17 protein-coding genes are annotated in these 18,869 nt (G+C 33.6%); 8 read left to right on the top strand and 9 right to left on the bottom strand.

Features of this window, described 5'->3' with window-relative positions; all coding sequences use genetic code 11:
• The 3 genes from Q4Q55_RS01665 to hisS are packed head-to-tail and all read right to left on the bottom strand — an operon-like array spanning position 1 to position 3,545.
• A complete protein-coding gene (locus tag Q4Q55_RS01665; protein ID WP_303371078.1) occupies positions 1 to 1,842 on the bottom strand; it encodes a PINc/VapC family ATPase in 1,842 nt (613 codons plus the stop codon).
• 1 nt (position 1,843) lies between these two features.
• Positions 1,844 to 2,248: a phosphoribosyl-AMP cyclohydrolase gene (hisI, locus tag Q4Q55_RS01660; protein ID WP_303371077.1), complete on the bottom strand. Its 405-nt coding sequence runs from the start codon at positions 2,246 to 2,248 to the stop codon at positions 1,844 to 1,846.
• Between the two features lies 1 nt (position 2,249).
• Positions 2,250 to 3,545, bottom strand: coding sequence for a histidine--tRNA ligase (hisS, locus tag Q4Q55_RS01655; RefSeq protein WP_303371076.1), 1,296 nt, complete (start codon positions 3,543 to 3,545; stop codon positions 2,250 to 2,252).
• 223 nt (positions 3,546 to 3,768) lie between these two features.
• Here hisS and Q4Q55_RS01650 point away from each other — a divergent pair, with 223 nt between their 5' ends.
• From Q4Q55_RS01650 to Q4Q55_RS01640, 3 genes are read left to right on the top strand one after another with little or no spacing between them, the layout of a single operon-like run.
• Complete coding sequence (locus tag Q4Q55_RS01650) at positions 3,769 to 4,074, top strand: hypothetical protein (RefSeq protein ID WP_303371075.1); 306 nt, start codon at positions 3,769 to 3,771, stop codon at positions 4,072 to 4,074.
• Complete coding sequence (locus Q4Q55_RS01645; RefSeq protein WP_303371074.1) at positions 4,064 to 4,912, top strand: shikimate dehydrogenase; 849 nt, start codon at positions 4,064 to 4,066, stop codon at positions 4,910 to 4,912. Before Q4Q55_RS01650 ends, Q4Q55_RS01645 begins: the two co-directional genes overlap by 11 nt.
• A gap of 1 nt (position 4,913) precedes the next feature.
• On the top strand, positions 4,914 to 5,597 hold the full coding sequence (locus tag Q4Q55_RS01640; protein ID WP_303371073.1) for an ATPase: 684 nt from the start codon (positions 4,914 to 4,916) through the stop codon (positions 5,595 to 5,597).
• On the opposite strand, the gene Q4Q55_RS01635 is transcribed toward Q4Q55_RS01640, so the two are convergent.
• Both Q4Q55_RS01635 and Q4Q55_RS01630 read right to left on the bottom strand, forming a co-directional pair.
• Positions 5,587 to 7,101, bottom strand: a complete 1,515-nt coding sequence (locus Q4Q55_RS01635) for a replication factor C large subunit (RefSeq protein ID WP_303371072.1) — start codon at positions 7,099 to 7,101, stop codon at positions 5,587 to 5,589. The two genes, Q4Q55_RS01640 and Q4Q55_RS01635, sit on opposite strands and share 11 nt — an antisense overlap.
• A gap of 9 nt (positions 7,102 to 7,110) precedes the next feature.
• The gene (locus Q4Q55_RS01630; RefSeq protein WP_303371071.1) at positions 7,111 to 8,058 is read right to left on the bottom strand and encodes a replication factor C small subunit; all 948 of its coding nucleotides are present in this window, start codon (positions 8,056 to 8,058) and stop codon (positions 7,111 to 7,113) included.
• A 147-nt stretch (positions 8,059 to 8,205) separates the two neighbouring features.
• Here Q4Q55_RS01630 and Q4Q55_RS01625 point away from each other — a divergent pair, with 147 nt between their 5' ends.
• From Q4Q55_RS01625 to Q4Q55_RS01615, 3 genes are all read left to right on the top strand, one after another.
• Positions 8,206 to 9,165, top strand: coding sequence for a zinc metalloprotease HtpX (locus tag Q4Q55_RS01625; protein WP_303371070.1), 960 nt, complete (start codon positions 8,206 to 8,208; stop codon positions 9,163 to 9,165).
• 9 nt (positions 9,166 to 9,174) lie between these two features.
• Entirely contained in the window at positions 9,175 to 9,906 is a 732-nt protein-coding gene (locus Q4Q55_RS01620; RefSeq protein ID WP_303371069.1) for a tRNA (adenine-N1)-methyltransferase, read from the top strand.
• Between the two features lie 652 nt (positions 9,907 to 10,558).
• On the top strand, positions 10,559 to 11,695 hold the full coding sequence (locus Q4Q55_RS01615; RefSeq protein ID WP_303371068.1) for a transposase: 1,137 nt from the start codon (positions 10,559 to 10,561) through the stop codon (positions 11,693 to 11,695).
• A gap of 100 nt (positions 11,696 to 11,795) precedes the next feature.
• On the opposite strand, the gene Q4Q55_RS01610 is transcribed toward Q4Q55_RS01615, so the two are convergent.
• Positions 11,796 to 12,026 carry a hypothetical protein gene (locus tag Q4Q55_RS01610; RefSeq protein ID WP_303371067.1) on the bottom strand — a complete coding sequence of 77 codons (231 nt, stop codon included), beginning with the start codon at positions 12,024 to 12,026 and terminating at the stop codon, positions 11,796 to 11,798.
• A gap of 148 nt (positions 12,027 to 12,174) precedes the next feature.
• Here Q4Q55_RS01610 and Q4Q55_RS01605 point away from each other — a divergent pair, with 148 nt between their 5' ends.
• The gene (locus Q4Q55_RS01605; RefSeq protein WP_303371066.1) at positions 12,175 to 13,218 is read left to right on the top strand and encodes an acyltransferase; all 1,044 of its coding nucleotides are present in this window, start codon (positions 12,175 to 12,177) and stop codon (positions 13,216 to 13,218) included.
• A 323-nt stretch (positions 13,219 to 13,541) separates the two neighbouring features.
• On the opposite strand, the gene Q4Q55_RS01600 is transcribed toward Q4Q55_RS01605, so the two are convergent.
• The 3 genes from Q4Q55_RS01600 to Q4Q55_RS01590 all read right to left on the bottom strand — a co-directional run bounded on the left by Q4Q55_RS01600 (position 13,542) and on the right by Q4Q55_RS01590 (position 18,213).
• Positions 13,542 to 14,252, bottom strand: coding sequence for a DUF4013 domain-containing protein (locus Q4Q55_RS01600; RefSeq protein ID WP_303371065.1), 711 nt, complete (start codon positions 14,250 to 14,252; stop codon positions 13,542 to 13,544).
• A gap of 324 nt (positions 14,253 to 14,576) precedes the next feature.
• Positions 14,577 to 17,432: a leucine--tRNA ligase gene (leuS, locus tag Q4Q55_RS01595; RefSeq protein ID WP_303371064.1), complete on the bottom strand. Its 2,856-nt coding sequence runs from the start codon at positions 17,430 to 17,432 to the stop codon at positions 14,577 to 14,579.
• A 10-nt stretch (positions 17,433 to 17,442) separates the two neighbouring features.
• Positions 17,443 to 18,213, bottom strand: coding sequence for an NAD+ synthase (locus tag Q4Q55_RS01590; RefSeq protein ID WP_303371097.1), 771 nt, complete (start codon positions 18,211 to 18,213; stop codon positions 17,443 to 17,445).
• A gap of 352 nt (positions 18,214 to 18,565) precedes the next feature.
• On the opposite strand from Q4Q55_RS01590, the gene Q4Q55_RS01585 reads away from it, so the two are divergent.
• A partial coding sequence (locus Q4Q55_RS01585; protein WP_303371063.1) for a hypothetical protein occupies positions 18,566 to 18,869 on the top strand: 304 nt, incomplete at its 3' end.

Raw genomic sequence — 18,869 nt, 5'->3', positions numbered from 1 at the left:
TCACTTTCTTGTAGCAGTAATTTTTAATCCCATTTCAATAGCCTCTATAATGAAATCGGATAGTTCAATTCCTTTTTTAATTTTAATTTCACCTTTTTTTGAGGTGGTTGCAGTAAGCAAGTATTCTCCTTCAATGTAAACATCAAAGTTTTGCCTTCCGTTTTCTCTTCCCAAATCTAAAATCAGCTGTTTTCTGGTGTGAACAATATCCACTTCAAATGGAGCTTTATTAACAGGTTTTTCATCAATTACTTCCACTCCAAGACTGATTCCAATTTCATCTTCAATTTCAGCTATTCTTTTACCGTTTTTACCGATGATTTTTGGAACATATTCGTCAGGTATGTAGATATTTGCCCTTTCGGGGGAAATCACTTCAACATCCACTTTGCATTTTTTAGGAAGAATTCTTTTGATTTTTCTTAAAATTTCTTTTTCGGCAATTTTATCAACAGATGATTTTTGTTTTTCACCGCTTTCAGTTCCATTCACTAAGTCCATATCCATTACAATGGTCTGTTCACCGTATGTGTAAATTTCGTTTTTGAGTTCTCCGGTTTCAAAGTCACGAACCTCAATGACAGGTCTTGCAAGATCCGCTTCTTTCATACCGCTTGGAACCTTAACAGTCATTTTTGTCTCATAAACGCTTGTAACTTTACCATTCTCAATGTAGATGCTTGTATCGACGATTGATGGAATTACTCCCAGTTCAACTCTTGAAGCAATCCTCTGAATTGCATCGATTGGACGGGTTGCATGGACTACACCAATCATTCCAACACCTGCCAATCTCATGTCTGCAAAGATGTTGAAGTCTGTATTTTTTCTAAGTTCGTCATAAATTGTATAGTCCGGTCTTACAAGCAATAACACATCTGCAGTATTTTCCATGCTGCCTTCCAGTGGACTGTATTGTGTTATTTCATCCGGAAGCTGCAAATCCCTTGGAGATTCCATTGTCTTTACAATTTTATTCAGTTTTGATGAGTAGTATTTTGCAATGGCCTGTACGAATGTGGATTTTCCGGCCCCCGGAGAACCTGAAATCAGGATTCCTTCAGCATTGGTTCTTATTCTTTCAAGCAGTTTGTCTGAAAGGTGATATTCATCCAAATCGATATTGGCAACAGGTCTTACTGCAGTGATTTCCAGACCTTCTGAAAATGGAGGATAAGCTATTGAAATTCTATATTCTCTTGATTGCACGACAAATGATCCTTCTTTTGCAGATTCCAAATAGGTTTTTGAATCGCTGTTTGCCTTATCTAGAATCTCATCTACAATATCATGAATTTTTGCATATGAATAAGGTTTATCTTCAAGTTCAACAAAGTCAATGTGTCCTGGAGTTCCTTTTTTAGCCATCGGACAAACATTTTCCTTTAAATGCACTGACATTGTTTCATCATCAAAGAACTTTTCAATTGACAGTGCTTTTTCAACATATTTTTGTTCATAAAAGTAAACCGGAATTCCCTGCGCTTTTGCAGTTTCTGCCTGTACCTTATCATTTGTTAATAATGTGCCCATCTCTGATCTTGCCAGATCACGGATAATACCATCAATCTCGCCGCTTTTAGCATATTTGATGTCATAGTTTGTGGGACGCCTACCCTTAAAGCTAACTGCCAGTTCACCTTCATATTGTAAGCGTTGTAATTTTTGAAGCTCTTTAAGACCTTTTCTGCCTTCACTTCTATTGGCATTGGCCTGATGCTCAAGTTCACAGACAACCGCCTCAGGTACAATGACTTCCGGATAGTCCAGGTCTTCCTTTTCAATGATTTCACTTATCGCACCTATTATGACAGCACTTGTGTCGGGAATTATACGTTTCATTTCAATACACATCATCAGGGTTTACAAGTCTTTCCAGAATGACTTCCAAGTCATCTTCCTTTAAGTCTTCAATGTCAACATTATCAGTATTTAATTTTCTAAAAAAGCATGAAAGATATCCTTCATGGCATGCAACACCTTCCTGCTTTATTTTCAAAACTATTGCATCCATATCACAGTCAACAAGAATCTCTTTAACAATTTGAAAGTGGCCTGAACTTTCTCCTTTTAGCCATATTTTATTTCTTGAAGTGCTCCAGTAGTGAGCTTTACCTGTTTCAATTGTTTTTTGGAGCGCTTCCTTATTCATATTTGCTAACATTAAAATCTGGTTGGTATCAGCATCCTGTGCAATGGCTGTAATGACTTTCATGCCGTTGATTTCATGTCTGAAGTTTATTTCCATATTACTCACCTTTTATGTATTCTATAATGTCGTCAATGTCAACAAGTTCCTGGTTTCCGCTGACCATGTCCTTGATTGTAATCTTATTTTCCTTAAGGTCGTTTTCACCTATGATGGCAATTTTTGAGACTTTTATCTTATCGGCATGGTTCATTAGTTTTTTGAATTTCTTACCGTTCAAGTCAACATCTGCCTTTATGTTGTTTTTTCTCAAAAGCTGTGTGATTTCATAGGCTTTAGGTCTTACACTGTCTGAAATCGGTGCAACATAAATGTCCAAATGTGAAGGCAACTCTTCTGGGTCGGTAAGCTCTTCTATTGCATTCATCAATCTGTCAAAACCAAGTGCAAAACCGGTTGATTCAACTTCCTGGCCTCCGAAGAGTTTCACTAGGTTGTATGATCCTCCTCCGCATATTTGCTTTTGCGCACCGAGCTGTGGAACATAAATTTCAAACACTATTCCGGTGTAGTAGTCAAGGCCTCTTGCAACGCCGAGGTTCAATGTGTAGTTGTTTACATCGAAAGCTTCGAGGAGGTCTATTAATTGTTTAAACTCATCTAGTGCTTCTTTAGGTTCTTCATAAGGGGCAATAAGCTCTTCAACATCACTTAAGAGGGATTTGTCTCCAACCATATCAATCAATTTCAACAATATTTGATTTAATTCATCATTGTCAATGACAGGTTCATCTCCGCTTAAGGATTCAATCAATAACTCCTTATCTCCCTTATCGATAACGACCATTATTTCCCTTTGGGTTTCCTGTGAGATATTGAAGTGCTTGAACAGTCCTCTGATGATTCCCAAGTGGTTGAGATTAACGTCGGCTGTAGTGATGCCCAAGGCATTTATTGCATCGGTACAAAGTGCAATGACTTCCGCTTCACCCTGAGGGGAATTGGCTCCAATCAATTCGCAGCCGAATTGCCAAAACTGTCTGAATCTTCCTTTTTGAGGTCTTTCATATCTAAAACAGCTTCCATAGTAATAAAGTTTGATTGGTTTTGCTGAAGTTTTTTCAAGTTCGTTTAAGTATAATCTTGCAACTGGAGCGGTTATTTCAGGTCTTAGAGTCAATTCTCTGTCTGATTTGTCTTTGAAATTGTATAATTGGTTGACAATTTCCTCTCCGGATTTGGTTGTAAATAACTTTAACTCTTCAAATAATGGGGTTTTAATCTCTTGATAACCGTAATTTTCGAATATGTTTCTTAAGGTACTTTCTGCTTTTTTTCTCTGTCTCATTTCATCAAATAAGAAATCTCTTGTACCTCTAGGTCTTGTAAATTCCATTTTTACTCTCCTATCAATAAATTTATTATAATTAAAATATGTTCTTTAGAATTTATATAATCTTTTGTTATTTTTTCTGTTAATCAATTTAGTTTGTAATTTTAATATATTTTTTGGAAGTGTGCTTTTGTGTATTTGTGTTTTTGCATATTTTTGCACTTTGATTAGTTTTAATTATTTTGTAATGAATTATTTAATTAAATTAAACTCTGTGAGGATTATTATGGTAAAATATAGATTAGTAGATACTCTGCTGTATCAAAGTGAAGAAGGTGCTGTTGAAAGAAAATTCATCATTGGCGATGAAACTCTTTGGGCTAGTAGAAAAGTTGTTGCTGAGATTTTTGCAACTACTGGACCAAATATTTCAATGCATTTCGAAAATATAGTTCGAGAAGGTGAACTTGAGAAGATGAAATGTTCAGACCGGTTCAAGACAAGTTGTTCAAGTCAGATTACAACAAATTTGATGAGGAAACTAAAAAGTTTTTATTATAATATGAATCAATTATTATTATATGAATATTAAAGGAAGTACAAATATTGTAGGTTTGATAGGCCATCCTGTTGAACATAGCTTTTCACCGCCAATGCATAATGCTGCATTTGAAAGCTTGGGAATGGATTATGCTTATGTTGCTTTTGATGTAAATCCAAATGATTTAAAATCAGCCATTGAAGGAGCTGATGCTTTAAACATTAAAGGTTTTAATGTTACCATTCCCCACAAGATTGAAGTGATGCAGCATTTGGATGAGCTGGACGAAGTTGCTCGATTGATTGGTGCTGTAAATACAATAGATTTTAAAAATCTAAAAGGATACAATACTGATGGAATAGGTGCTGTGAGGGCAATTGAGGAAGTTACTTCAATTGAAAACAAAAATGTTGTTGTTGCAGGTGCAGGAGGTGCTTCAAGAGCTATTTCTTTTTACCTTTCAAAATTCGGCGCCAGTTCCCTGACAATACTCAACAGAAATCTCGATAAGGCTCAAAACTTGGCAAGAGATATTTTGGCATCCGATTTGATAGGTGATGTTAAATCAGATTCCATTTCTGAGATTAATACTTACTTGAAGGATGCAGATATTCTTGTTGACACAACCCCTTTGGGAATGGATCCTCATATTGATGATGAACCTATCGCTAAAGCTGATGCAATGCATGAGGATTTGGTTGTTTTTGATGCGGTCTACAATCCTAATGAAACGGTTTTGATAAAGGAAGCAATTAAAGCAGATGCAAAACCGATTTACGGAATTAAAATGTTACTCTATCAAGGTGCAGAAAGCTTTAAAATCTGGACGGGCAGAGATGCTCCAATTGATGTAATGGAAAAAGCACTTAATGAATATTTGGGAAGATAATATGGATTTGATTTTTAACATATCTGATTCGAATAATCAAAAGGAGGAATTTACAACATCCAAAAGGGATGTGCTGAAATTTCTGAAAATAATCGGTGTGGACACTCGTTTTATTTCATATACTCCAAATAGAATTTACATTAACAACTTAAGATTTTCAAAGTTTTCAAGAACTCGTGAAGCAACCTTTAAAAAGCAATATGCTGAAATTGAGGTTGTTAGAAACTCATTGTTTCAAAAAATTTGCACTAAATCATCAAGAACCTTAGCATTGCAAATCAAACCAAATTCAAAGATATTGGTCCCTGAAGATAATTTCATCATAGAGTTGATTATGGAACCGTATACACGAAAATATGGTGTTGAATTGGTTTATGAAGGAAGTTATGATTTGCTTGTTAACCCGATTATCCTAGACGATAAGGTAAATCAGATTTTTTCTGAAATCTTCAGCGGTAACGAATTGACTTTTGATGATGATAATGATGAAATTTTTCCTTTAATTAACGTTCCTTTGGAATGGATTAACTCCTTTTTAGAGATGGACGGAAAAAATATAATTAAAAATAAAAATAATGATGAGTTAGCTACCTCTTTCATGGAGTTTTTAGAAGATGTAGCTCCTCAGTATAGGGAAAATGTTTTAAAGGCATCAGAATATATTGGTAAACAAACTAGAAACTGAAAAGTGAAACTTGCTTGTCAGTTTTCTTTTTAGGTTTCTCTTCTTTTTCATCTTCAATATCTTCTTCAACTTCTTCTTTTTTAGGAATGTCAACAGGAAGCGGCTCTTCATTTACAGGTTCTTCTTCACTGTCCAGGCCAGTAATTTCAAATGGAAGTTCCTCTTCAGTTGATTCGGATATTTCAATTTCTTCAGGAGCATTTAGCATTTGATTTTGAAGTTCTTCAAATCTTCTATCGCGCTCTTCAACTCTCATTTGAGCTTTTCTTTTTTCCATTTTTGTTACAACTTTTTTAGGTATTTTCTTTTTCCTAAATCTTTTTATTTCGTTGTCTTCAAGTTCCAAAAAGTCAGAAATTTCCCAAGCGAGTTCATCATTGTTAAACATTATCTCGAGATATGGAAACATTGCAATTGCTATTGAGTGTGAAACATGCATTTTTTGTGACATTTTCTCAGCAATTCCATCTCTTAGATTTCTTTTACCTCTGTTACGCCCCATTAATGTGAAAATGGTTGGTGTTTGTATTTTTGTGAACTTTTTATAGGTTTCTTTTTTAGAACTGCTTACTCCAATTCCCATAAAGTCGCTTGCATATTTCCAGTAACCATAATTTCTACTCCTTTGTGCTCTTCCAAAGTAGAGGTCTGCTTTAGCGATATTTTCATATGCTTTTTTAATTTCATTTTTCTTAGCGTATTCTCTTGGAATGTTTTCGGTAATGTATTCCATAACGAGTGTCGGGTCTTCATCAACCCTTAAAGCTTCTCTTACATGTTGCGGATTTTTACTTTTTAAAACACCAGTTATTGCGTTGAAAATATCTGACCTATCGTCTTTTGTTCTTAGATTTTCAACATCGGATGGTTCTAATATATTTTCCTTGTCGGATAATGCTTGTAGAGTGTTAATTGCTGAACGCATATCTCCATTTGATTTTTTAGCTATTAAATCAAGAGCCTTTGGATTAGCTTTAATTTCTTCTTTTTGTGATATTTCTCTTAAAGCTTTCCTGATACTTGGACTTCTTACTTTAGCCATTTTAATTACTGTACATTTTGGTTTAATTGACTGTAATCTTTTTGAATAAAAATCATTGGCTATTAAGATCATGGGATGTTTGGAATTTTTAATGATGTCCCCAATGGCTTTGACTCCGCCACGGTCGTTGGTTCCATGGATTCCATCAACTTCGTCCATTATAATTAATTTGTATTCGTCCCCAAAAAGGGATCTGGAAGATGAAGATTCCCCTATTGTACTTTTAATAATGTCTTGGGAACGTTTATCACTTGCATTTAGCTCAATTGATTCTGAAAACTCTTTTGCAATTACGAGTGCAAGTGTTGTCTTTCCAATTCCTGGAGGCCCAACTAACAGTAATGGCTGCTGGGGGTTACCGCTTTTCCAGTTATTAACCCAATTGGTAATTATTTTTTTCTCTTTATTGTTACCAACCACTTCATCCAAGGTTTGAGGTCGGTATTTGTCAGTCCATAACATTTCAATACCTTAAATGAATTTAGTTAATAAAGCTTCAAGTTGGATTCTTGGGTTTGCTCCTTCCCTTATTCTGAAGTCACAATCTGCTATTGCTTCTATTAAATCAATATAAAAATCAGCTTCCATTTTTCCTTCAGATACTCTTTTGGAAACATCTGAATAAATCTGACTTACCATATCTTCTCCACTTGTTCCCTGTAAAACCATGGTTTCTCTTAAAATATTTCTTGCACCTAAAAAGTCACCCATCAATGCCTTGTTAATCATGTTTCCGATGTCTTGAGGCTTTGCTTTGGAAATGACTTCGTAAATTGAATCTTCAGTTATTGTTTCTCCTTCGCTTGCAGCTGCCTGTAGGACATTAACAGCCTTACGCATATCTCCTTCAGCAAAATAAACTATGGTTTCAAGGCCTTTATCATCAGCTTCAAATCCTTCATTTTCACATATGAATCTTAATCTTTCAGCTATTTCTTCACCTTTAATCGGTGCAAATCTGAATATTGCACATCTTGACTGGATAGGATCAATAATTTTGGAAGAATAGTTACATGAAAGTATGAATGAGGCAGTTTTTGTATACATTTCCATTTCACGCCTTAAAGCATGCTGAGCATCTTTGGTCATGTTGTCCACTTCATCTAAAAAGATTATTCTAAATGGAGCGCCGACAGGTTTTAATCTGCAGAAGTTTTTGATGTTGTTTCTTACAGTTTCGATTCCCCTTGCATCAGATGCGTTTAACTCGAGGAAGTTTTGTCTCCAGTACTCTCCTAAAATGGATTTTACTAAAGCCAAAGCAGTTGTGGTTTTTCCAACACCTGCTGGTCCTGTAAACATTAAATTAGGCATGCTTCCTTCGCCAACGTATTTTTCAAGTCTTGCAATGATTTGTTTTTGTCCTACAATATCGTCTAATGTTTGCGGTCTATATTTTTCTACCCATGGTCCAGTCATTAAATCACCATTATTTTACTGTAATTTGATATGTTTTTTGTTAATAATTAACTTGTTGGTTAATGTTTTTATATGTGAAAATATTATATATAATTCAATTGAGAGAGTAATTGAAAAGTAATATCATATAATGGTGAAGGTGTAAGAATGAAAGGTACATGGAAACTTAAATTGAGAATGATTCTCACATCCGTTTTAATGTTTACAATCATCTATTTCCTGATAATGATTGTTGGATGGTATCTGGGAATAAGCAGCTGGAGACTGTATGCAGGAGTGAGTATAGTAATTGTATTTTTACAGTATTGGTTTGGGCCAAGTCTTGTTAAACGTTCAATGAATGTAAGGCCATTGTCTGAAGCTGAAGCACCTCATATCCATCAAATGGTTCAGGAGTTGGCTGATGCAGCAGGTGTTCCTAAACCTGAAATCGGTTTGTCTGAAATAAATATTCCAAATGCATTTGCTTATGGCAGATCCAGCAGAAGCGGATACATTGCAATCACCCGTCCGATTCTGGGACTTCTTGACCGTGATGAGCTAAAAGCAGTTTTAGGTCATGAAATGGGTCATATTAAGCACAATGACATGATTGTAACAGCTGCAGTAAGTGTAATTCCAATGATTTGTTATTATATCGCACTGTCTTTCATGTTTTCCGGGGATAGGGATAATGGCGCAACCATTATAATTGGAATTGTTGGTTATTTATTTTACCTGATAGGCCAGCTACTGGTATTGTTCATCTCAAGAACAAGAGAATATTATGCCGATGAGGCAAGTGTTGAATATGGAAACAGACCAGCAGCTTTAGTATCAGCACTTTACAAATTGTCCTATGGTGCAACAAGATGCAGTAAAGAAACCATTGATGATTTAAATACTAATCGAGCATTCTTTGTAAACGACATCAACAATGCAAAACATGATATTAACGATTTCCAGCAAATTGACTTTGACGGTGATGGAAGAATTTCTGATGATGAGTTAAGAAAGTTAGCTACTTCAGATGTTAAAATTTCCAGAAAGAATGGGCTTATGGAATTATTGTCCACCCATCCGGATTCATTAAAGAGAGTAAAAAGATTAGCAGAACTTGAAAATTAGGTGTATAATATGAAAATGATTTTAGATGAACGTGGAAAAAAGTATGTCTTAAAACCTGGAGCCGAATTTCAAAGTGATTTGGGAATTATCAAAGCAGATGTTTTAGACAATGCCGAAATTGGTGATGAAGTTAAAAGTCATCTTGACCACACATTTAAAATCATGAAGCCGAATGTTAATGACTTCATTGATATAATGGATAGACGTTGTTCAATACTTATCCAAAAAGATATTGGACAGGTTTTAGCACATACTGGTTTGGGTGCAGGATCAAAAGTGGTGGATGCAGGAACTGGCGCTGGAGCTATTGCACTTAATTTCGGGAATGTCGTTGGACCTGAAGGTCAGGTTTTCACTTATGAAATCCGAGAGGATTTTGCTCAAGTTGCTAAGAAAAACATTGATAACTTTGGAATTGCAAATATTGAGGTCAAAAATCAAAATATTAAGGAAGGTATTGAAGAAAATAATTTGGATTTGATTTTTTTAGACCTTCCAAAGCCGTTTGAAATATTTGAAGATGTTTGGGACTCATTAAATGTTGGCGGGTGGCTGGCGGTTTATGCTCCATATATAGATCAGGCTGAAACATCTTATCGTGTCGCTAAAAAACTTGGATTTTATGATATTGAAATCATTGAACTTCTGGAAAGAGGTCTTGAGGTTAGAACTCAGGGTGTAAGGCCAAAAACACGTATGGTAGGTCATAGCGGGTATTTGATGTTTGCACGGAAACTATAATTTAATGAGTAGGATATGCTATTGAACTAATTTTATCTTTTTTCATGATTTAATTCAAGCACTTTCATTGGCTATTGTATCTACGTGTATAAATTTCCACATTTAAGCTTGAAGAAATGATTTTAAACTTTAATGAGAATTTACATTTGTTTTTCACTAATGACATTATTAGTTTCGCTATTCTCATAATCTCCGATTTGTATTATGGGGTATATTACGACATTTTTCATGGAAATTGCATTGACCCATCTTCTGATAGTGGAAAGTTGAAAATGCATTTAATTTTTATCTTAAAAATGCAAGAATACCCCAACTTCTGAAGTTGGGGATGAATTGCACTATTGGGTGTACTATTTTTTTTTTAATTAATGTTGTGTTTTTGGAGGTTATTTTAGGTCATGGTTTTTTGTTCAGTATTACTTTTTTTTTGTTGTGGTTTATAAAATATTGCTTTGAGTTTGTAAAATTGCTCTGAGTTCGTTATTTCATTACTTCAAATGCTCTTACTTAATTTTTATTTAAAAGTAATTGCAAAGGATATATTATTCAATTAATAGTAATTTTAATTGTTGTTTTAAAAAAGAGTAGAATGTTTTCATTTTTAGGGATGAAAAAAAACTATTATATGGACTTTTGGTGGATGTGAATTTTTATGGGTGAATATATTTGTGGTGTGGTTGTTAAACTTCATTTAACTCCCGAACAAGAAGTTATGTTTAAAAAGAACTATGGTTGTACCCGTAAAATCCATAATGAACTTTTAAATAAATATAAATCCAAGTATGGTGATTCTAATAAAATTCCCACTAAAAAAGAATTAAATCAATTTTTAAAGGAATCTCGAGATGAATTGCCTTATCTGGGTGAAATGGAGTCTACAAGTTTGCAACAGGTCCGTGATGATTTACATAAAGCTTTTACAAACAGTTTTAAAAGTAAAAAGCATAATCCTCCAATTTTCCACTCTAAAAAGAAAACACGACCAAGTTTCAGACAAACTATCCGACAAGACAAAAGACCAGTAGAAAACAACACCGTAACTTTAAGAAAACATGGAAAAATACTCTTCAGCACAAGCGTTGAATACCTGGATTTATTAAACAGTACTGATACTAAATTCAATAACATTACAGTATATTATGATGGATTAAATCACTATGCATCATTCAACGTAGAAACTAATCCACCAGAACAATTACCATTAACAGATAAACATATTGGCTGTGATGTCAATTCCAATAAAAACGGATGGTTAGTCACAAGCGAAGGACAAAAAGAATTCTTTGATATTGATCATGAAAACCAAATGGTCAAAAAAATCAACAGATTAATGTCTAAATGCAGAAAAAGAAGCAAAAGATTTAAAAAAATACAAAAAAGACTACAAAAATGGTACAACAAAAGAACCAATCAATTAAAAGACTACATTGAAAAATTAACCTACAATCTAGTCAAAGAATATGATGCCGTAGTCTTTGAAGAAAACTACTCATCTATCAAGATTTTAATCGGAGGAGAGGAAAACATGGTTTTTCCCCTATCGCGATTCATAAAAAGACTAAAAGACAAATTTCAAATCTACAAACCCACAGCAGACGACGTACAATTCGTAAAACCACATAACACCAGCCGAACATGCCACCACTGCGGACACATAAAACAAGATTTGGAAGTTAAAAAACGCAACTGGAAGTGTCCAAAATGCGGAAAAATACTTAATAGAGACATAAATGCAGCAATTAATATTCTAAACCGCTGGTTCAACGGAGATAGCCTGAAAAATACTTAATTAACCTATTAAGTGAAAAAAAATCAGGAATCCCCATCCTCTTATAGGATGGGGTGGTCCAAAAGGTATTTGGGGGTTCCAAATCCACAAAGAATCAAAACTAATCTTTTGCCATCAAATAAGCATCATAGGCTGCATAAATGCTTATTAGAATATCAATAATGTAATAAAATGAATTTAAAACGGAGTCAACAAAAATTCCTCCGATAATTCCCACGGCAATAAATGCAACAAGGAAATAGGCTATACCCTTTTTGATATTTCCTGCGTAAGCCTGGCCTAAACCTGGAATAACAAAAGATAAAATTGCAGCTAAATATTTATTTGCCATAAAATTCACCGTTAAAATAATTTAATTAAATTATAATTTTATTTAATTGAATATTTAATATTTAAGGAAAAAGCCCAATTTTTATATATTTTTAAGATTTAATATTATTGTAGAGAATATTCAACTGAATATTTAATGGAGAAAATTGATGAGTAAAACTAGAGTCGAATGGATTGATTTGGTACGTGCAATAGCTATTTTAACTGTTTTATATATTCATGCTACGGATGGGATTTATATCATCTCATCTGATGCAATATTAAATCACACAGTCTTTTCAAGGGTGTTTGAATTTGCATCATTATTTATTGGACGTATTGGGGTTCCATTTTTTTTAATGATTACAGGTTATCTGTTACTCGATAGATCTTACGATGATGAGCGCGTACGTAAGTTTTGGACTAAAAATTGTAAGGGTTTAATAGTTGTCACCATTATTTGGTCGGTAATTTATGCAATTAGCCTGCAGTTTATTACTGTTGGAAGCAGCCAGGTTAATTTTGCCGAGGCAGGAACATTATTCTTCAGTCATATGTGGTATATGCCGATGATTATTGGGATGTATCTGTCTATGCCTTTTGTTTCGACAGCCCTTGAGCGATTTGGCAGCGATACTGTGTGGCAGGCAACTATTGTATTTTCACTTTTAGCGTTCATACTGCCGTTTATTACTTTAGTATTGGATATGCAGGGTATTCCAGATGTAACTCTCCAGTATTGCCTTGGATTCAGTGGTGGAGTTTATGGAATCTATATCATTTTGGGATATCTTGTTAAAAAAGGACAGTTTAAACACTTTGATAGTATAAAATTAGGATTAATAGCACTTATATCATTCATGGTTTGTTTATTATTCCAGTATTATGCATTTACAAAGGGATATGATTTCAAATTGTGGTATGAATTCCCATTTGTTTTAACCGGTTCATTTGCATTGTTTGAATTATGTTCCAGGATGGGCAAGGTTAGGGCATATCCACTGGTTACCTTTTTATCCAAATATTCCTTTGCAGTGTTTTTAGTGCATAACTTGTTTAGATTGCCTTTACTTCCACTTGTTGTTCGGTTACCATTCACAGAACCTGTTAAAGCTATAATTCTTTGGATTTTATTGATAATATTCAGTTATGCTGCTACAGTAATTATTTATAGAATTCCAAGATTTGGAAAATATATTTTGTATATGAGATGATTATTTCATTATCTCATTTTTAATTTCTTTAAATGCTTTTTTTTTGATTGGGAGTAATGGGGTCTGGCTGTGGTAAATTAATTTTCTTTAAATATTGTGCAAAGGAAAGAACAAATTTTCTCTGATGAATCTCAATTGTATAATTTTGTGAGGATTTCAAAAATTTCCTGTAATTTATTAGTTTAATCGGGCCCATAAACGGCTGCAAGCACAATTGAGTTTAATTTTCGTGATAGTTTTAAGCAATATAAATGATGCTGGTGATTAGTTAGTAATTTTAGATGTAAGTGATGCATCTAAAAAAAAGAAAAAAGGAGGTTTATTTATACTCCAGAGTATAATAAACCTGTTGCTCTAGCAACGAAGAAAGTAAGATAAACTCCTATAATACCAATTATTATTCCGCCAACAGTTGCATTCCATTGGGAAATTGCTAATCCAACGAATGATAATATGAATGCAAGGATGAAAACGAGAATGAGGAATATTATGAGTTTAATAAATCCGACTTTTGAAATATCGCCAATAGCTTCACCAATACTTATAGCATACATTAAATCTTCACTTTTAGCTAATCTGCACTGACCCATAATTGCGGCTAAACCAAATATAATAAATAATATTGTGGTTAAAACACTGGATAGCCAGTGTTGGAAGATAATTGCTAAAATTGCACCAATAATTATTGGTACAATGAAGTATACAATATTCACGACGAATAATTTAACACCATTTATGAATTGTCTTACAAAGTCGATTTCAGGGCCTCTGTCTTCTCTATTAATTCCGTATTTTATGATGTCTAATTGGTAACCACTAATCATAAATCCGATTAAAAGTGCAATAATAATTCCAATAACTCCAGATCCAATAGCTGCAAGCACATTATTCAATGCAGCACTTGCCGCAATAGCGCCAATAGTGCCGGCAATTGCAATTCCAAGGATAATTCCTAATATAACATAAATTATCAATGCTTTAATATTATTTAATGGATACATTAAAGCATCACTAAAAATTTCACCAATTTCCATTTTTTTCACCTTTTCTTTATTTAAACAATTCTTTGATTAGAATAAAAATATTTTATTTTTGATAGTATATAAATTAATGTAAATATATAAATTTAGATTCTAAGTTCATTTTTTTTAATGTTCTTTTCTTTTAACATAATCCTTAATTAGATGAAAAGTATATGACTCTTCATTATTGATTATAAAAAAACATTTGTAAACAGTTTTCAAAAAATGAAGGTGATAACTCAACATTATATGTTTTGAATTATTAGTTAATTATTGTTAAAATAGTCGTTTTTAGTAGTTATGCTTAAAAAAATAAAAATAGTTGGAATAAGTTAATTATTCCATAAATAGTGCAGGTTTATAAGGCATAGCATTTCTAGCCTTATTTTGTGGGTCGTATGAGTCATCAGTATGGACAATAACTTCATTTCCACATTCTTCTTTAATGTAGTCTAGTGCATCAGTTAAAATTTCATTTTCATTGATTTTACCGATATATCGGGTTTTAGTTATTTCCTTACCAATTCTTTTAGCTACTTGAGCAATCTCTTTTTTGTCGTCGTGGATATTAGCTCCAATAGCTCTGCCCATAATCTGGCCGATGTCTGGTTTTCCAACTTCATCGGCTATTTTATATAAGTCCCATTTCCAGTCAGGAGCAAGATAAATGTGAATCTTTTCAACTTCATCTCCAACCATCTGTTTGATGTGTGCAATGTCTTTGATGATGTTTTCAACCAGTTCTTCGGATTTTTCGATTTCAGGGTTTACTAATGATTCATCATATTCAGGCCATGAAGCTTCGCTGACAAATCCTTCGCCACCATATTTTGACCATAACTCCTCTGAAGTGTGAGGTGTAAACGGTGCTAAAAGCCTAATCCATGATTCAAGTACTGTTGATAAAACATAAATGATTGCAGGGTCCTGTGAGTCGATTAAATGTTTGATTCTGTATAAGTAGTGGTCAACATCCTTTTTAAGCAGGAATAGTGATTCTTGTAGTGCCTGTCTTGTCTGGAAAACTTCAAGAGCTTCAGTTGATTTTTTAACATGTTGGTTAAGTTGGCTAATCATCCACAAATCAATTGTACGGGTTAGTTCAACTTCTTTGATGTTGCTTAAATCTAAAGGTGAACCTTTGATTTGTTCAACTTTTGCTGCAAATTCTCTAAACCATTCAAGTCTTCTTTTGGTTCCTAAAACCTCTTTTTCCCTCCAGTCAAAGTCTTGCCATGGTTCAGCAGAAGCCATCAGGAAGAGCCTTACAACATCTGCGGTATAATCTCTAATAGCATCTTTTAATAAAATCACATTACCTTTTGAAGAAGACATTTTGTTTCCTTCTAAAAGACCCATTCCAAAAACGACGGTTCCTCTAGGCCATTTGTCTTCAGGATAAATTGCACTGTGAGCAAACATCAAAAAGCTTAAGTGGTTTCCGACAAGGTCTTTTGCGGATAATCTCCAGTCAAGAGGGTACCAGTAGTTGAATTCGTCCTGAATTTTCTTAACTTTTTCTTCAGGTACTGTAATTTCTCCGGAATCTTTGTTGAGTAAAACCTTATCAAAGAAGGCAAGATTTAAATCATCAGGATTCATGTCCTTTAAATATTTAGCTATTGAATAGTAGGACATATAAATTGTAGAATCTGTTAAAGGTTCGATTAACCATTGATTATCCCAAGGAAGTCTTGTTCCAAGACCTACTTTTCTAGAACAAGCCCAATCATCTAACCAGTTAATGTAATATTCAAAGTTATTTTTAAGCTCTTTTGGAATGACTGTTTCTCCTTCAAGGACTTTTAAGGTTTTTTCGGTCCATTGTTCATTTCCGTATTTCATGAACCACTGGTCATCCATGATTTTTACAACACAGTTGTTACCGCATCTGCATACAACAGGTCTTTCAGCAAAATCATACATTATTGTAGCCATATTGTCTGCAATTAATTTTTCTTTTAGCTCTTCACGGGCAAAACGAACTTTCATACCTCCGAAATCAGGTATGGATTCGATTATGGTACCTTTACTGTGTTGCTGTTTGTATAGCTCATTGGTAGCTTCATGCAATTTTTCATCATTTTGGTCGGTAATTCCAAGTCTTTCAATGATGTCTGCTGCAGGAATTTCACCGTATCCTTTAAGGGTACATACTGGAATTGGATGAACATTTTCAATAATGCCTTCTAAATTGTATTTGGCTATTAATTCATCATTTTTCTTTAAATCTTGAAGAGCAATGTAGTCAGCAGGAGCATCTGCAGGTTCAGAAAACACTACTCCACTTCCGTATGATTCACTAACGAAACTTGCCGGGAAAATTGGAAGTTCATCGCCAGTAAATGGATTTGTAGCCATTTTACCAATCAAATCATTAGGGTCAATTTCAGAAATGATTTTTAAATCTTTTATTTGGTGTTGTAAGTTGTAGTGAGCTTCTTTAGTAATGACCCAATTTTCTCCTTCAGCATTAACTAAAACATATTCAACATCAGGATTCAACCAGATATTTGTTGCTCCGACAATGGTTTCTGGTCTTAAAGTTGCAGTAACTAGTATTTTGTCTTCAATTGGGAATTTTAAAAGAGTTAATTCATTAACTCCAACCCCTTCACCCTCAAGCAAATCGTGATCTCCTACAGGATTGTCACAGTTTGGACAGTATTTTACTGGGTGTTCACCTTTAGCCACTAATCCTTTTTCATAAAGGGTTGTGATTTGCCATTCGATGAATTTTCTGTATGTTGGGTCGATTGTTCTAAATTCACGTCTCCAATCAATTGAATAACCCATTTCTTCCATTACTTCATGATATTCTGTTGAGAAGTATTTCACGATAAATTCGGGGTCTTCCAATTGAGGTAATGTTTCTTTTGGAACTCCGTGAACTCTTTCATATAAATCAAGTGTCCATGGATCTTTTCTTTTTATTCTGTCTGCGATTCCAATAACCGGTGCACCAGTTACGTGCCATGCCATTGGGAATAATACATTGTAACCTCCCATTCTTTTAAATCTTGCATAAACATCCGGCACGGTATAGGTACGTCCATGACCAATATGCATAGCTCCACTAGGGTATGGAAAAGCTACTGTAAGGAATAATTTTTTCCGTTCATCAGGGTTTGATTCAAAAAGTTTTGCCTCAGCCCATTTCTTTTGCCATTTTTTTTCTATATTTTCACTCACCAAATCACCATTATAAGATTGTTTTTTGAGGAATTTCCGGAACTTTACTTTTGTGTTCGCTCCTTTTAATTTTTTCAATAATCATATCAACGTTATCTACAGAAATATTTATTTTTTCAGATATTTCAGTGTTTTTCATATCTTTTTCGATGTAAAGATAAAGTATTTGATCAAGTAAATCATAGCTCATTCCGATTTCATCTTCATCGGTCTGATTGGTCCATAGACCTGCACGTGGAGGTTTATTCAGTATTTCCTTTTGGACACCTAATGATTCACTTAATTTGTAAACTTCAGTTTTGTATAAATCTCCAATCGGTTCCATATCACATGCACCATCTCCATGTTTTGTAAAATAACCAATAAGGATTTCGCTTTTATTACCTGTTCCGCAAACGAGGTAATTTTTTTGATTTGCATAATAATAAATGATGGACATTCTAATTCTTGCTTTAAGGTTTCCAATAGCCAAATTATTATTTTCGAGTTGGGTAACTGCTAAAAATTCATTTAAAATACCATCAATTGGTATTTCTTCATAATCAATTCCCAGTTTTTGAGCTATTTCAATACCATGAATCTTATCTTCTGTCGGTGTTGTAGCGGATGGTAAGGTAATTCCAAATACGTTTTCTTTTCCAATGGCTTCACAAGCTAAATAAGTTGCAAGTGTAGAGTCTATTCCTCCACTTAAACCTATAACGATACCATTGGTTTTTGATTCGTTAACTTTTGATTTAATGAAGTTAACAATGTCATTTTTTGTTTTTTCTAAGTCAATTTTTGGAAGTTCACTAATATTCTCACCAACTTATAATCATTTATACATTAAATTGTTTGTAGTTATTAATTAATAAATTATAGTATGGCTGATGTAGAAATTATTTGTGAAAAATTATTCAGTGGTGTTACCATCTTTAAAAAATTGGTGAAAGGTGGTATTTAGGAAAATTAGGTAATTATATGATTCTATTGTTTTCACTTTGCATACATTTGACCTAATTCTGGATTAGTATAATAATTAGTTTTAAAAAACAAAAATTTGAAACTAAATTGCGCAATTAGTAATAATACATAATTTTTTATAGCTATTTTCATAAAATAAAAATTATACAAATATATGGGTGTTGGCAATGGGTACAAATAAAAAGAATAATAATTCAAAACTAAATAAAATCAATACTAATCCTATCAATGATGCTCCATTTCCAGCTTATGAAGGTGATGAACCATATATATTCATTAGTTATTCTCATGATGATTCAGATTTAGTATTTCCGGAAATTGAGAGATTTCACAATGATGGATATAATATCTGGTATGATGAGGGCATAACTTCTGTAGAAGGTTATGCAAGTGCATATGGATTTTATATAAATCATAATTTCATTAACTTGAAAAAAGATGATGATAAAATAAAGGAAAAATTAGATATCA

The sequence above is a fragment of the Methanobrevibacter sp. genome (genome assembly GCF_030539555.1).
Taxonomy (GTDB): domain Archaea; phylum Methanobacteriota; class Methanobacteria; order Methanobacteriales; family Methanobacteriaceae; genus Methanocatella.
This window is presented reverse-complemented; position numbering and strand designations above follow the sequence as displayed.

What these genes read in the sequence shown, in the direction of transcription:
- Q4Q55_RS01665 (WP_303371078.1), bottom strand. Translation starts at nt 1,842, where the DNA reads ATGAAACGTATAATTCCCGACACAAGTGCTGTCATAATAGGTGCGATA.
- Q4Q55_RS01645 (WP_303371074.1), top strand. Translation starts at nt 4,064, where the DNA reads ATGAATATTAAAGGAAGTACAAATATTGTAGGTTTGATAGGCCATCCT.
- Q4Q55_RS01640 (WP_303371073.1), top strand. Translation starts at nt 4,914, where the DNA reads ATGGATTTGATTTTTAACATATCTGATTCGAATAATCAAAAGGAGGAA.
- Q4Q55_RS01605 (WP_303371066.1), top strand. Translation starts at nt 12,175, where the DNA reads ATGAGTAAAACTAGAGTCGAATGGATTGATTTGGTACGTGCAATAGCT.
- hisI (WP_303371077.1), bottom strand. Translation starts at nt 2,248, where the DNA reads ATGGAAATAAACTTCAGACATGAAATCAACGGCATGAAAGTCATTACA.
- Q4Q55_RS01630 (WP_303371071.1), bottom strand. Translation starts at nt 8,058, where the DNA reads ATGACTGGACCATGGGTAGAAAAATATAGACCGCAAACATTAGACGAT.
- hisS (WP_303371076.1), bottom strand. Translation starts at nt 3,545, where the DNA reads ATGGAATTTACAAGACCTAGAGGTACAAGAGATTTCTTATTTGATGAA.
- Q4Q55_RS01610 (WP_303371067.1), bottom strand. Translation starts at nt 12,026, where the DNA reads ATGGCAAATAAATATTTAGCTGCAATTTTATCTTTTGTTATTCCAGGT.
- Q4Q55_RS01600 (WP_303371065.1), bottom strand. Translation starts at nt 14,252, where the DNA reads ATGGAAATTGGTGAAATTTTTAGTGATGCTTTAATGTATCCATTAAAT.
- Q4Q55_RS01625 (WP_303371070.1), top strand. Translation starts at nt 8,206, where the DNA reads ATGAAAGGTACATGGAAACTTAAATTGAGAATGATTCTCACATCCGTT.
- Q4Q55_RS01620 (WP_303371069.1), top strand. Translation starts at nt 9,175, where the DNA reads ATGAAAATGATTTTAGATGAACGTGGAAAAAAGTATGTCTTAAAACCT.
- Q4Q55_RS01615 (WP_303371068.1), top strand. Translation starts at nt 10,559, where the DNA reads ATGGGTGAATATATTTGTGGTGTGGTTGTTAAACTTCATTTAACTCCC.
- Q4Q55_RS01650 (WP_303371075.1), top strand. Translation starts at nt 3,769, where the DNA reads ATGGTAAAATATAGATTAGTAGATACTCTGCTGTATCAAAGTGAAGAA.
- Q4Q55_RS01635 (WP_303371072.1), bottom strand. Translation starts at nt 7,101, where the DNA reads ATGTTATGGACTGACAAATACCGACCTCAAACCTTGGATGAAGTGGTT.